Consider the following 13,821-nt stretch of genomic DNA (forward strand, 5'->3'; position numbering starts at 1 on the left):
ATAGACATTATATTAAGGAGAAATAGCTTTGAGATTTATCACTTATAGATTTAATTTGAACGGAGGGATTACATGGTAAGTAAAACTGATGCCATTGAGATAATAACATACGCTGAAGAAAATGGAATTAACATATGGATTGATGGCGGTTGGGGAGTAGATGCACTATTAGAAGAAGAAACAAGAGCACACAATGATATTGATTTATTTGTGGAAGAAAGTAATAGTAAAAAGTTTATTGAAATAATAAAAGAAAAAGGCTTTGCGGAAGTTACAGAAGCATATACCACCACATCTCACACGGTTTGGAAGGATACTAAAGGTAGGGTAATTGATCTTCATATATTTAATTTCAACGAAAAAGGATACATTGTTTTTGAAGGAGAAGCATATCCACCAAAAGTGTTTAGTGGCATTGGGAAAATAGGCGATAAAATGGTTAGATGTATTGATGCTGAAAATCAAGTATTATTTCATCTGGGCTATGAGTATGATGAAAATGATATGCATGATGTAAAACTATTGTGCGAGAGATTTAATATTCCTGTTCCGAGTGAATACAAGTAACTGACAAATTCCAATTTGTCTATCAATAGTGCAATAAATTAGAATTTAGAGGAGGAATAGATATGGCACGTTCAATTAGAGATTCCCTTTCGGGATTTGGAAGTGAACTGTTGGAACGAATAAGAGAAGATAGCAATGCATGGCTAGATGAAGCTGCCTTTGAAGAAAGAGTCATTGGGATTGAAAAGGCAACTGCGGCTCTGAAGGAAGCCAAAGTTGAAGATGAGAAAATCATTTACCTTTTGCAAAAATATTGGGATTTACGCCTTAGCGAGGCAAAGGGATTTTTGCAGCAAGAAAGACACACTGAAGAAAAGTAAAGGATTCCTGTGGTAAACATCCCAAAGATAAATTCAGTTTAACGATACTAATTACATGAAAGGGAATCGACAATACTGTGCACAGATTGTCGGACGGGTAAATGCATCCCCTGATAATATTGATGATGAAAGGAGGTTGTTTGATGGATTCTTTAAGAAGTATGAATAATGCATTGGAGTATATTGAAGAGCACTTAACAGAGGAGATTGATTATAGTGAAGTATCTAAAATCGCATATTGTTCGGAGTATCATTTCAAGCGAATGTTTTCTTTTTTAGCAGGAATAAGTTTATCAGAATATATTCGGAGAAGAAGACTGACGTTGGCTGCACTTGATTTGAAAGATAGGGATTTGAGAATAATTGATGTAGCCGTCAAATATGGCTATAATTCGGCTGATTCATTTTCCCGTGCTTTTCATTCTCTGCATGGCTTTCTCCCTTCTGAGGCAAGGTGTGAGAATACACAATTAAAAGCTTATCCTCGAATGACCTTTCAATTATCAATTAAAGGAGGATGCGAAATGAACTATCGTATTGTTGAGAAAGGACCTTTTAAGTTAGTAGGATTTAAGAAGAGAGTTCCAATTATTTTTGAAGGTGTCAATCCAGAGATTGCAAAAATGACTGAACTTTTAACCATGGATGTTATTAATCAATTAAAAGCAATTTCAAATGTAGAACCTACAGGTATTATTAGTGCTTCCACTAATTTTTCAGAAGGTAGAATGGAAGAGAAAGGAGAATTAGATCATTACATCGGGGTAGCAACATCAAGTAATGAAACTGCAGATTTTGATGTATTAAAAATTGATGCTAGTACCTGGGCTGTATTTGAATCGATTGGACCATTTCCGGAAACACTTCAAAATGTGTGGGGTAGGATATACTCAGAGTGGTTTCCATCTTCAGGATACGAGGCGGTTGAAGGTCCTGAAATTTTATGGAATGAGAGTCCAGACACTGGAAATCCAAAGTATCGAAGCGAAATCTGGATTCCAGTAAAGAAAAAAGACTATTAATGACATCAATGTTTATGATTGAGGGCGCTCTAGTAAGAGTGCCCTTTTCGTAAATGGTACGATTGGTGGATATGTTCCCGTCTACTGACAGTGCCAAAAACGTAGTGGATATGTTTCCGAGAACGGGCAACTTCAAATGACATTCATTCTGTCCTCTCGAGCCATGTGGAGACGGTGGCGTGGTTAGAAAAAGTGGAATAAGATGAATGCAGATGAACCTTCGGATGTAAACTTCGGAGGTTTTTTGTACATTTGTTTAGAAACTAAGTCGTGATAAAGAGGTGTTGTCATCATTCAGCGTGAACAAGGGAATAGGATAACGATTGACCGCCATATGGAGATGGGGACTGGTTATAAACTTGATTTCTGAAGAAGGAAACTCGATTTGAAATCATTGAATGAGTTGATTCGAGCGTACACATCTACCGTCCAACAAGGCGACGTACCGCTTGCTTATCGAAGCATCCTTGAGTTCATGGGACGGTTGCGATCTCGTTTCGCCAAGAGCGAATACGAGGTGAGTGGTTTCTATCCGGGCTATATGGATATGTCCTACGTATCGGTAAACACATCGCACTTAAAAGGGAACGGGCTTAAAATCGCTGTGGTGTATCTCCATGTGACCGGACATTTTGAAATATGGTTGTCCGCTCGCAATCGAGTGTTAACGGAACAGTACGCGACCACGTTTCAAGCAATGTCGGGTTTCCATGATGACCAAAACCGAGATGCCGTCATCGAGCGGACGTTGACATCGGCACCGAATTTTGATGAGCTGGAGCAGTTGGCTGAATTGATTGAACGGGAAGTCGAACAGTTCATTCAAGATGTGGAAGCAACACTTGAGGGAGGGCGCTGATGGATTGGATGGCCGAAGTAGAAATGAGACTGAAGCGAGGCAATCAACTTCTATTTGCGAAAGAAAGTGCGCTTCTAACCGATTTGAATGCGTTGATTCAAGAGCAGAACCGGCGCACGCTGGCGTTATGGGCGTTCGAATTGGCCGATGCAACCGTTCAAACGCTATCTGAACGTTATCCGGATGAAACGAGACTGAAAAATGCGGTCCAGCTGTCTAGAGAGTGGGCTGCGGGTAACGTGAAGATGCCCGTCGCAAAACAATCGATTTTACAGGCCCATGCGGTGGCGAAAGAACTTGATTCACTTGAAGATCAGGCCTTGTGCCATGCCATCGGGCAAGCCTGTAGCGTCGTTCATACACGAGGACACGCGCTAGGGTTTCCGATCTATGAGTTGACAGCACTCGTTCATCGTCACGGTGTACGGGTGTGTCAACCAATCGTCGAAGCACGCATGAAGCACTATATGGAGCGGATTGAATTTTGGCGCGAGCATACTATTGAATATGAATGGGCCGCGTTCATGATGAAAGACTAAAGACCCTTCAAGCAAGAACCCTTCAATCGGTAGATGGGAGGGTTCTTGCTTCGTCATGACCGGAACACGCGTACGAAGAGACTGCGTTGTGAGGCTAGTAGGGTCAATCCGCTCCGCTCGGCGATTTCCTCGACGGTCTGTTCGACTGTAAGGTCATCGATCTCGATTTTATCATGTGTGATGTCGTGACGAAAGGCGTGGAGGCAGCGGTCGATTTGTGCCTTGCCCCACGAATTGAACCATTCGAAGCGCTTATTCAATCGTCTTACAAGTGTCCGCTTATCGGCGTGGAGAATATAATGGTCGACCCGAATCCCGTCACGTTGTAGGGCTCCAATGATTTCATCGTAGTAGAGATGGTCCACGAGCGTCATCGGGACGATGATTACGCCATCGTATGAACGGGCAATCTTCGCCAACATCTCAACATTGAATGCCCGCCATTCCGGATGATGTTGGAAATCGGCAAGTCGCATGTCTTTGGGCAGATTGTCGCGAATGAAAAAGCCGACTTGTTCCGGGTCATATAAAAACGCGTTCGGTAACCGTTGTTGCAATTGTTTGGCGGCTGTCGTTTTTCCTGATCCGAAAGCGCCGTTGATCCAAACGATCATCTTTATCCATCCTTCCAAAATACTTTCTGTATTACCATTCTGATTGGTTTGACGATTGTCCTGAAAAAATAAAAAAGACGGACTGTCACGCAGCCCGTCTCATATTTACAGCACTCTACTGGCCGCAGTTTCCTGTTCAGAAACAGCGTCTTCACGCATCGCGTTGATTTCTTTATATTCGTTCGTGTCTTTCCACAACTCATCTTTCAACGGATTGAGTTTGTATTTGACAATCCGTGTCACTTGCCAGACAGCGAGGACGACGTTCAGTGCCAAACTGATCAGGGCGATCGTCCAGTTCGCTGCCGGATTGTAGGACACACTCACATTGAACGTACTACCGACAGCAAAGAAGTAAGGGAATGTCATGACCCACATCATCCAAAATGTGAGCGTCTGCGCCCGGTTTTGCATCCATGTGCCTTTTGCCCAAAGCAAGGCGGGAACCGTCGCGGCGATGTTCAAGGCGAAGCCTGAATAAAAAGCGTTACCTGGTGCGCATGAATAGACGTAAGCGATGTTCCAAATGCCGTAAGCGACAATCCAAAGTTTCGTTTGGTCCGGCCAGAGCATGTCTTTTTTCTTACCAGATGTGGCAAAAATACCGACCCAGCCACAGATGAGGACCAAGTTCAAGATTCCCGCGACGGCGTTCACGTAGTTCCAACCGCCCGAGATATAGTACATCCCATCGACCATACCTTCAAATCCCATGATACCGACTTGGAACTCTCGAACGACGGCCTCGGCGATGTTGAGTGCCAAAATACCTGGGACGAGCATCAAATACCATGGATGTTTCTTATGATAATCCGTGAAGCGGATGACCATGTAAATCAAACTTCCGGCTAATGCTGAATACACTTTCACCCAATGGAACCACGAGGTGATTTCAGGATCGGCGGTGAAAAACCAAATCGGGGTCAAGGCGATCGGTACGGCCATGAACATGAAGATACTCGCTTTTTTGCTAGATCGGACGATTTCATTCAACCCGATCAATAGACCGAATACGACGAACCACATCACGACATTGTACCAAGGGATAGACTCAAAGAAGAACATCGATAACGCTCCTTTCATTTCTAAAGGATAGTGATGAAGCAACGATGAAAAGATGATGTCACCAAACATACCGAACGTTCGTTATGTTTATGTGAAAAGTGTAACAAATTAATGAAAGCGTTGTCAATGTGATTTGGCACGTCACGGTGACATGTCATAATTCGGATAAATCATTATGATATAATTAGCCATTATTACGTGAGGAGCGTCGGAGCATATGATGAACGAAGGAAAACAAAAGATATTAGAAGCGGCGCGAGCGACGATTATCGAAAACGGGATTCAAGGTACGACGCTTCGGGGAATCGCAAAAAAAGCAGGGTTTAGCACGGGCGCGATCTATCATTATTACAGTTCGAAAGAGGCCATTCTGTATGACGTGATGGACGAAGGATTAGGTGAGATTCGACGAATCGCGACCATCTCGATTGAAGACAAGAAAGAGGCCCGCGAAATCATTCAAGAAATCTTCGATGGGATGCAAGACCGACTCAAAAAAGATGCGGAAAGCCGTTTGCAGTTTTATTTGGCCCATGAGGCGATGCTCGGGAATGTGGAGTTACAAAATAAGTTTAAGGAAAAATATGAGGATTGGATCAATCGCGTCGAAGCCATCTTTGTGAGAGCGTACGGCGTTGAAAGCGGACCTTCGACGAGAGCGGTCGCCGCATGGACGATGGCGGCAATTGATGGGATGGTGCTCCAAACGTTATTGAATGTTCAAGTCGTCGAGTCTGTTCATACGAATCGTATACTGGAGTATTTGCTGCAGGACGGGTTTTCACACTTCTTTAAACTCATCGAAAATGAATAGCGCATAGATTCTTGAAGTATTGTCAGTTGATACATTCCCGCGTCCATAATAAGATAGATAAAGTGATTTTATTGGATTGACTACGAAAGGGAATGATTTTATGAACGAAAACTTCTGGCGCGACCTTCCGCGTCCATTCTTTATACTTGCCCCGATGGAAGACGTGACCGATGTCGTCTTCCGCCACGTCGTCGCCCATGCGGGACGCCCGGACGTGTTCTTTACCGAGTTCGCCAACTCGGACAGCTACTGTCATCCGGAAGGGAAAGGCAGCCTGCGTGGACGCTTGACGTTCACCGAGGACGAGCAGCCTATGGTCGCCCACATTTGGGGAGACAATCCGGACTACTTCCGCGAGATGAGCATCGGCATGGCCGAGATGGGCTATAAAGGCCTCGACATCAATATGGGTTGCCCGGTTCCGAACGTAGCCAAGCGTGGGAAAGGGAGCGGACTCATCCTCCGCCCTGACGTCGCAGCGGAACTCATCCAAGCGGCGAAAGCCGGCGGCATCCCGGTCAGCGTCAAGACGCGTCTCGGTTTCGCGAAACTCGATGAGTGGCGCGACTGGTTGACGCATCTCTTGAAGCAAGACATCGCCAACTTGTCGATTCACTTGCGCACACGTAACGAGATGAGTAAAGTCGACGCGCACTGGGAGATGATTCCGGATATCGTCAAACTGCGCGATGAGATTGCACCGGATACGCTCATCACGATCAACGGCGATATCCTCGACCGTCAGATGGGGTTAGAACTCGTCGAGAAATATGGCGTCGACGGCGTCATGATCGGCCGCGGGATTTTCAAGAACCCGTTCGCGTTCGAGAAAGAGCCGCGTGAGCATTCGATGGAAGAGTACCTCGATTTGCTTCGTCTCCAACTCGATTTGCAAGATAAGTTCCAAGAAGAAGTGCCACGTTCGATTTCAAACTTGCACCGCTTCTTCAAGATTTACGTGAAAGGGTTCCGCGGGGCGAGCGACCTCCGTGTGAAGCTCATGGACACGAAATCGACAGACGAAGTGCGGGCACACCTTGATGCGTTCGTCGAGAACTATCATAGAGAAGAAGCGGCGCTTGCCGAGGCGGCGTCGACAGTCGAATAATGTTTTACGGGGATTCAGTGTATACTGGGTCCCTTTTTTATGTGGCGATAATGAATCGAAACTTTTGATCCACTTGGTTCGTAAGAAGGGATGGGAGGGATGAACATGAACGAGTGGCGCGAATCAGCGGTCGGTCTTGGACTTGTATTTGGAACGGCTGGCGGGCTAATTATCTCATTATTATTCAATTTTCCGTCCATGTATGGAATCGTCATCGGTTCGATTATCGGCTATTGGATTGGGCTCTTCATCTCTATCCGTGCGATGAAACGATAACGACCCATTATTAAAACAGGAGGAGCGTTTCAATATGAGTGAATTCCAATTTATTACGAGCAATCACCCACTGAAAGAAGTCGAAAATCCGTATATCGAGTTCTTATCGATCAACGAGGCCATCAAAAAAGGCGTCGTGTTGCCTGACATGCTTACAGACGACGAAGACCTTGACCGTGATGAAAAGATTTTGATGAACGTCGAGTCAGAAGAGCAGCTTGATGAAATCGAAATTAAGCGAGACCTATACTATGACGTGGCGAACGTCGAGGCTTATTCTTCAAAACCGCACGTCGTGGAGTTGCGCTGGCGATATTCCGATGCGAGAGCCGAACAGCTCGTCGAGTATATAACCGATCACTTGAAGACGGCGGATGAAGTCGAGGTTTGGAAAGTGTGGGTCGATGAACAGACGGAGCCGAGCGTTCAATCCATCAAGCTCGACGCGTTAACGATTGATGCGCTACGGTTTTTAGGTGCAGACGGATTCGAACGACCACAGTGCCTTCGTGTGACAACATCCTAATCTGAGCGTGACCGACGTCTGGCCATCCCGAACGAGATGTCTCGTTCGGGATTTTTGTTTTGTCTCCTCACTTGAAAAAGACTGATATATTATGAAGAGAAGAGTCAGGAGGGAATCAGATGCACATTTTAATCGTTGAAGACGACCGGACAATCGCCTCCGGTCTCCAATATTCGCTCGAACAAGAACAATTCACGACGACGTTGTGCCAGAACGCGACCGACGCGACACGTGTGATTGAACAACAGTTACATACGATCGACCTGTGTCTATTCGACTTGTCGTTGCCGGACGGGAGCGGCTATGACTTATGTCGGCTCGTGAAGCAAAAACAGGATACGCCCGTCATCTTTTTGACGGCGTTCGATGATGAAGTGAACGTCGTCATGGGACTCGATATGGGAGCGGACGATTACATCACGAAACCGTTCCGGGTCCGTGAACTTATCTCGCGGATTCATTCGGTGTTGCGCCGCTACCATAAACAGGTCAGCTCGCCCGTTTTGACAATCGGGTCGGTCGAAATCAACACGCAAGACGCGAAAGTCAAAAAAGATGGAAGCGAGATCCTGTTGACAGCGCTCGAGTATCGTTTACTGCTCATCTTCGGGAAACATACGGGCCAAGTGTTATCACGGACCCAGCTGCTCGACCAGATTTGGGACATGGGCGGGGATTTCGTGAATGACAATACGTTGACCGTCTACATCAAACGGTTACGCGAGAAGCTCGAGGATGACCCGCAGCGGCCGACGTTGATTAAGACGGTTCGCGGGATTGGCTATAAGGTGGAACGCTGATATGTTGCGCAATCGAGAAATCCGTATCTATTTAGTCAGTCTGTTGCTGCTGATTGGGGTGGCTTCTATCGTCGCAGCTTTGTTCCTATCGATGGAGGCCGTCATTCTCGTCCTCCTTTTGTCGGTTGCGTTCTTGATCGTGACATATCGGTTCACGGCGTGGCGCTATCGGGAGATCGATCAGCTGTCGAGCTACCTGCAAGAAATCAGCAACGGTAACTATAAACTCGATGTCCGCGACAATCGTGAAGGCGAGCTCAGTCTATTGAAGAGCCAAATCTATAAAGTGACGAAGATGCTGTCCGAGCAAGGGACGCATCTCGAAGAAGACAAGCAGAAGCTGACGGATGCTATCTCCGACATTTCCCATCAGCTGAAGACCCCGCTCACCTCGATGACCGTCATGGCGGATTTGCTCAGTGACCCACGGCTGTCAGATGACAAGCGGCAAGAGTTCACGCATAACGTACAGGTGCAGCTCGAGCGGATGGAGTGGCTCGTCTCGTCACTGCTCAAGCTGTCTAAAATCGATGCCGGGACGATTCAGTTCAAACGGGAACCGGTGTCCGTCCCCGCACTCGTTCAAGCCGTGACGGAACCGATGCTCGTGCCGATTGATATTAAAATGCAACGGCTTCAGATCGCGGGTGAGGATGATGTCATGTTCGAAGGCGATTTAAAGTGGACGACCGAGGCGCTCATCAACATCTTAAAGAATTGCGTCGAGCATACACCGGAACAAGGCGAGCTGTTCATCGATTACAGTGAGAACACACTGTATACGGAAATCGTCATTCGCGATACGGGGAATGGCATCGCCAAGCAAGACATCCCGTATATTTTCCAACGTTTTTATAAGGGTATGAATGCGAGTGACGACAGCGTCGGCATCGGGCTCGCCATGGCCCACAGCATCATCACAAGCCAACAAGGTGAACTGACCGTACGTAGTGAACGCGGAGCTGGGACTGCGTTTCAAATTCGATTCTACAAAGCAATCGTCTAAGTGACGAAACAGTCACTTTCGAGTCACGGACGTGTCACACTCGCTCGGTACACTCAAAGTAGATCAAGTACTGGAGGGTGCAACCATGAATATATTAGAAGTGCAAAATTTATCAAAAGTATACGGGAAAGACGAGATGGAAGTGCGGGCGCTCGATGACGTGTCGTTCACGGTCAAAAAAGGCGAGTTCGTCTGTATCGTCGGACCGTCGGGCTCGGGAAAGTCGACGTTGTTACATTTGCTCGGCGGTGTCGACGTGCCGACGAGTGGACAGGTGTTCATCGATAACACGGATATTTACAAGTTGGACGAGACACAGCTCGCCATCTTCCGGCGTCGCCAAATCGGGTTGATTTATCAGTTTTACAACTTGATTCCGATTTTGACGGTCGAGGAGAATATCACGCTACCGATGTTGTTGGATGAACAAAAAGTCGACGCCGCCCATTTGGAGCGCATCATCGGCATCCTTGGACTGTCGAACCGGTTGACGCATCTGCCGAACCAACTGTCGGGCGGGCAACAGCAACGCGTCTCCATCGGCCGGGCGCTCATCAGCAATCCGGCCATCATCTTGGCCGATGAGCCGACGGGGAACTTGGACAGTCAAAACAGTGAAGAAATCATGAGCCTCCTCAAACTGTTCAACAAGAAGTTCAATCAGACGCTGATCATCATCACGCATGACGAACGAATCGCCTTGCAGGCCGACCGGATCATCTCGATCGAGGATGGGAAGATTGCGAAGAACGAGGTCGTCCGCTCATGAACATCATCAATAAAATGACGCTTCGACACTTGCGTGAAAACAAGCGGCGTTCGCTCGTCACCATCATCGGGGTCATCATCTCGGTGGCGATGATTACGGCTGTGACGACACTCGGTTCATCGTTCTTAGACTTGATGATCCGTCAAGACATCGCGGACAATGGGGAGTGGCACGTCAAATATGTCAACACGAACGAAGACCAGGTCGAGGCGATCCGGAATGACGCGGCCACGAAGGACGTCATCCTGTCGAGTGACGGCTATGCGGAATTAAAAGAATCACAGAATGCCTATAAACCATACTTATACGTCCGCAACTATAATACTTCGGGGTTGAAGAATTTTCCCGTCGACTTGACGGAGGGACGCTTGCCGAACAAAGAAGGCGAAGTCGTCATTTCTGAAGCTATCCGTCAAAACGCACAAGTCACGTACAACATCGGTGACGAGTTGACGCTCGAGATCGGCGAGCGCATTGACGAATCGTCAGGTCGCGTGTTGACGCAAAGCGATGGCTTGATGCGTGACGGGGAGACGATGCTTGAACAGTTGAACATCGAGGAGACAGTGACGTTGACCGTCGTCGGCACGATGACGCGCCCAGCCTGGGAGCCCACGTGGTCGCCGGGTTACACGGTCGTCGGATACATTGACGACAGAGCATTGAATGGTGCAACCGTCGATACGTTCGTCGCCTTGAACGACGTGAACGGTTCGATTTATGAAGATACGAAACAAGTGATGCGCGAGCAACAGATTGAAGGCATCGCGTATAACTCTTCGTTGCTTCGCTATTACGGAGTGACAGACGACGGCGGATTGCGTAAGACGTTGTATGGTTTCGTCGGGATCATCATGACGGTCATCGTCATCGGCTCGATTTCGCTCATCTATAACGCCTTCGCCATCAGCGTATCCGAGCGCTCACGCTATCTCGGGATGCTGGCGAGTGTCGGGGCGACGAAACGGCAAAAACGGAACTCGGTCTTCTTTGAAGGGTTCGTCATCGGGGGCATCAGCATCCCGCTCGGTATCCTTGCCGGGGTGACCGGGATCGGGGTCACGTTCCTGTTCATTAACGCTTTTGCTGAGAAGGCGCTCAACGTGACAGAGAAGTTTGAGGTCGTCGTCACACCGCTCACACTCTTGTTGACGGTCCTCATTTCGAGCGTAACAATCTTCATTTCCTGCTACCTGCCGGCCCGCCGCGCATCTAAGATTTCGGCGATTGATGCGATTCGTCAAACCCAGGACGTGCGACTGACGTCGAAGAACGTGAAGACCTCGAAACTCGTGCGCCGCATTTTCGGATTGGAAGCGGAGATTGGATTGAAAAACACGAAACGCAACCGGAAACGGTATTTGGCGACCGTGTTCTCGCTCGTCATCAGTATCATGCTCTTTTTAGTCGTCAGTTACTTCACAGATCGACTCGAACAGTCACTCGAGATGTCACAAGGCACGTATGAGTTCGATATTCTCGTGAACGGGTCGAATCTCAGTAAAGATGACTTACGTCGCTATGAGATGTTGGACCATGTGACGAGCGGGACGTACTTCGAGAACACGACCGTCCAGACGATGGTCGACGAAGCACGGTTACCGAGAGCGGTCATCGAGAACGAAGACTTGGCATTCAACTTCGATGATGGGAAATTCATGTATTATGTCTCCCTCTATCAATTAGATGATGAAAGTTTCGATGCGTACTTGAAGCAGATCGGGGCATCCGCCAGCAATTTTGAAGACGGGGAGATGCCGGGTGCCGTCTTGATTGATGAAATTTCATATCAAGACGTCGACAAGAAAAAGTTCGTCAACTCGAAGACGATTGAGACCGAAATTGGTGATACGCTCGAACTCCAAAACGAGAACGCAACGGACGGCACGACACCGCTCAAAACAATCAAAATCGCGGCCATGACCGACGTCGCTCCGACCGGTGTGATGACGAAGTCACTCGGGTGGCTCGATGTGATTGTTCGAGAAGGGACGTTTGAAGACGATGCGATTGGTAAATTGATGCAACAATCGAGCCCGTCGATCGCCTTGAACACAAGCAATCCTGATGCAACGCAACAAGTGATTGAGGCGGAACAGAACATGGACCAATACATCTTCAACGTGTCGGAGCAACGTGAACAACAAGAGCAAGTGTTGTTGCTGTTGTCGATTTTCGTCTACGGGTTCATCGTCTTGATCTCGCTCATCTCAGTGGCAAACATCTTCAATACGATCTCGACGAGCGTCTCGCTACGGCGCCGCGAATTCGCGATGCTCCGTTCGGTCGGGATGACACCGAAAGGGTTCAACAAGATGGTGTACTATGAGAGCATCTTCTACGGCGTGAAAGCATTGGCGTATGCAATCCCGGTCAGTATTCTCATCATGTACCTCATTTACCGGGCACAGATCAACACGTTCGAAGCAGCGTTCACGTTGCCGTGGGGCGACATCTTGTTCGTCACGGTCGTAATTTTCCTGATCGTTGGTTCTTCGATGCTGTACGCGATTTCGAAAGTGAAGTCGGATAATATTATCGACCGATTGAAGCAAGAGAACAATTGATGATTGGCGCACAGTCGCTCAAAAATAGATGTAACGGGATTCAGTGTCTACTGAGTCCCTTTTTTTGTAAAACGAGTACGAAGAAAGAGGTAGGAGAGTGGACATCGGAGAATTTATAAGTGTTCAGAATTTGTGCACAGTCGATTACGTAGATGCGATGGAGAAAATGACGTGCCAACATCCGGAGATTTAAGCGTATCAAACGTCCCTGTTCCAGCAACTGTATCGTGCCACCCAACAAGAAGTGAGGTAACACTTAGCCCAGTTGATAACAAGACGGAAGCATTCATGATGGAACGGTTCCGTTAACGGGAAGGGATAAAAAAGAGAGGAGGACTACGATGACAGAGCAGAATTGGCGAGCGTCGGGTGTAGGACTCGGACTGGTGTTTGGAGCCGGAATGGGCTTCATCGGATCGCTCCTATTTGATTTTGAACTGGTGTATGGGATTGCGGCAGGTGCGGCACTCGGCTATCTCATTGGACTCGTGATCTCATTGGCCGGAAAGAGATAACTAAATAATAGGAGTGACGAGGATGATCACAAAGAAAATTAGGCAGTGGTTTCGAACAAAAAAAGTTCACGAGGAGAGGGAAGAAGTACTTGAAATCACATTCCGAGTAGGAGGATTCGGAATTGCAAACGAATCCAAACTGACATTTTTTCCAAACGGGACGGCTGTCCGATCTATTGACCGGCAAGAATATGAACTTCAGCCAGGCGATACGTTCGTCAGATATAAGGAAGCAGAAGCACAAGGTGTATACGCGGCGTTTATAGCGTTAGGGACGGAGGAGTGGCCGTCTACGTTTGAAGACGAAGACGAGTGGCTGACCCGCGACGGGACACAATGGAGCTTGACCATTACACAGCCAGACAGCACCACACGGACATACGACGGCAGCAACGCTTATCCGGATAACTGGGAGGACGTCATAAAACTGTTCGGCATTTCGTGAATCAAAAGG

17 protein-coding genes are annotated in these 13,821 nt (G+C 47.6%); 15 read left to right on the forward strand and 2 right to left on the reverse strand.

What is annotated here, in order from left to right:
* Window positions 1-72 precede the first annotated feature (72 nt).
* From KNP64_RS08065 to KNP64_RS08085, 5 genes are all read left to right on the forward strand, one after another.
* Complete coding sequence (locus tag KNP64_RS08065; RefSeq protein ID WP_123779059.1) at window positions 73-567, forward strand: nucleotidyltransferase domain-containing protein; 495 nt, start codon at window positions 73-75, stop codon at window positions 565-567.
* A gap of 62 nt (window positions 568-629) precedes the next feature.
* Window positions 630-887, forward strand: coding sequence for a hypothetical protein (locus tag KNP64_RS08070; RefSeq protein ID WP_052514478.1), 258 nt, complete (start codon window positions 630-632; stop codon window positions 885-887).
* A 143-nt stretch (window positions 888-1,030) separates the two neighbouring features.
* Window positions 1,031-1,909 (forward strand): AraC family transcriptional regulator, encoded by an 879-nt coding sequence (locus KNP64_RS08075; RefSeq protein ID WP_041844908.1) that lies wholly within the window; start codon window positions 1,031-1,033, stop codon window positions 1,907-1,909.
* 385 nt (window positions 1,910-2,294) lie between these two features.
* Window positions 2,295-2,768 (forward strand): DUF7000 family protein, encoded by a 474-nt coding sequence (locus KNP64_RS08080; RefSeq protein ID WP_128123319.1) that lies wholly within the window; start codon window positions 2,295-2,297, stop codon window positions 2,766-2,768.
* Window positions 2,768-3,307 (forward strand): putative immunity protein, encoded by a 540-nt coding sequence (locus KNP64_RS08085; protein WP_128123320.1) that lies wholly within the window; start codon window positions 2,768-2,770, stop codon window positions 3,305-3,307. The genes KNP64_RS08080 and KNP64_RS08085 overlap by 1 nt, the downstream gene beginning before the upstream one ends.
* 53 nt (window positions 3,308-3,360) lie before the next feature.
* On the opposite strand, the gene KNP64_RS08090 is transcribed toward KNP64_RS08085, so the two are convergent.
* Together KNP64_RS08090 and KNP64_RS08095 are read right to left on the reverse strand one after the other, a co-directional pair.
* A complete protein-coding gene (locus tag KNP64_RS08090) occupies window positions 3,361-3,921 on the reverse strand; it encodes an AAA family ATPase (protein ID WP_128123321.1) in 561 nt (186 codons plus the stop codon).
* A gap of 105 nt (window positions 3,922-4,026) precedes the next feature.
* Window positions 4,027-4,986 carry a DUF5692 family protein gene (locus KNP64_RS08095; RefSeq protein ID WP_128123322.1) on the reverse strand — a complete coding sequence of 320 codons (960 nt, stop codon included), beginning with the start codon at window positions 4,984-4,986 and terminating at the stop codon, window positions 4,027-4,029.
* Between the two features lie 217 nt (window positions 4,987-5,203).
* Here KNP64_RS08095 and KNP64_RS08100 point away from each other — a divergent pair, with 217 nt between their 5' ends.
* The 10 genes from KNP64_RS08100 to KNP64_RS08145 all read left to right on the forward strand — a co-directional run bounded on the left by KNP64_RS08100 (window position 5,204) and on the right by KNP64_RS08145 (window position 13,812).
* A complete protein-coding gene (locus KNP64_RS08100) occupies window positions 5,204-5,800 on the forward strand; it encodes a TetR/AcrR family transcriptional regulator (protein WP_128123323.1) in 597 nt (198 codons plus the stop codon).
* Window positions 5,801-5,900: 100 nt separating this feature from the next.
* Window positions 5,901-6,908, forward strand: a complete 1,008-nt coding sequence (locus tag KNP64_RS08105) for a tRNA dihydrouridine synthase (RefSeq protein ID WP_128123324.1) — start codon at window positions 5,901-5,903, stop codon at window positions 6,906-6,908.
* A gap of 105 nt (window positions 6,909-7,013) precedes the next feature.
* Window positions 7,014-7,184: a hypothetical protein gene (locus tag KNP64_RS08110; protein ID WP_214707034.1), complete on the forward strand. Its 171-nt coding sequence runs from the start codon at window positions 7,014-7,016 to the stop codon at window positions 7,182-7,184.
* A 34-nt stretch (window positions 7,185-7,218) separates the two neighbouring features.
* On the forward strand, window positions 7,219-7,710 hold the full coding sequence (locus KNP64_RS08115; RefSeq protein ID WP_214707035.1) for a hypothetical protein: 492 nt from the start codon (window positions 7,219-7,221) through the stop codon (window positions 7,708-7,710).
* Window positions 7,711-7,829: 119 nt separating this feature from the next.
* The gene (locus KNP64_RS08120) at window positions 7,830-8,510 is read left to right on the forward strand and encodes a response regulator transcription factor (RefSeq protein WP_214763436.1); all 681 of its coding nucleotides are present in this window, start codon (window positions 7,830-7,832) and stop codon (window positions 8,508-8,510) included.
* Between the two features lies 1 nt (window position 8,511).
* Window positions 8,512-9,516, forward strand: a complete 1,005-nt coding sequence (locus KNP64_RS08125; protein ID WP_214792675.1) for a sensor histidine kinase — start codon at window positions 8,512-8,514, stop codon at window positions 9,514-9,516.
* A gap of 85 nt (window positions 9,517-9,601) precedes the next feature.
* A complete protein-coding gene (locus KNP64_RS08130) occupies window positions 9,602-10,285 on the forward strand; it encodes an ABC transporter ATP-binding protein (protein ID WP_138859001.1) in 684 nt (227 codons plus the stop codon).
* Entirely contained in the window at window positions 10,282-12,852 is a 2,571-nt protein-coding gene (locus KNP64_RS08135; protein WP_214792677.1) for an ABC transporter permease, read from the forward strand. The genes KNP64_RS08130 and KNP64_RS08135 overlap by 4 nt, the downstream gene beginning before the upstream one ends.
* A gap of 341 nt (window positions 12,853-13,193) precedes the next feature.
* Complete coding sequence (locus KNP64_RS08140; RefSeq protein ID WP_214712874.1) at window positions 13,194-13,367, forward strand: hypothetical protein; 174 nt, start codon at window positions 13,194-13,196, stop codon at window positions 13,365-13,367.
* A 22-nt stretch (window positions 13,368-13,389) separates the two neighbouring features.
* Window positions 13,390-13,812, forward strand: coding sequence for a hypothetical protein (locus KNP64_RS08145; RefSeq protein WP_214712873.1), 423 nt, complete (start codon window positions 13,390-13,392; stop codon window positions 13,810-13,812).
* Window positions 13,813-13,821 lie beyond the last annotated feature (9 nt).

The organism is Exiguobacterium sp. s64 (genome assembly GCF_018618035.1).
GTDB classification, from domain to species: domain Bacteria; phylum Bacillota; class Bacilli; order Exiguobacteriales; family Exiguobacteriaceae; genus Exiguobacterium; species Exiguobacterium mexicanum_A.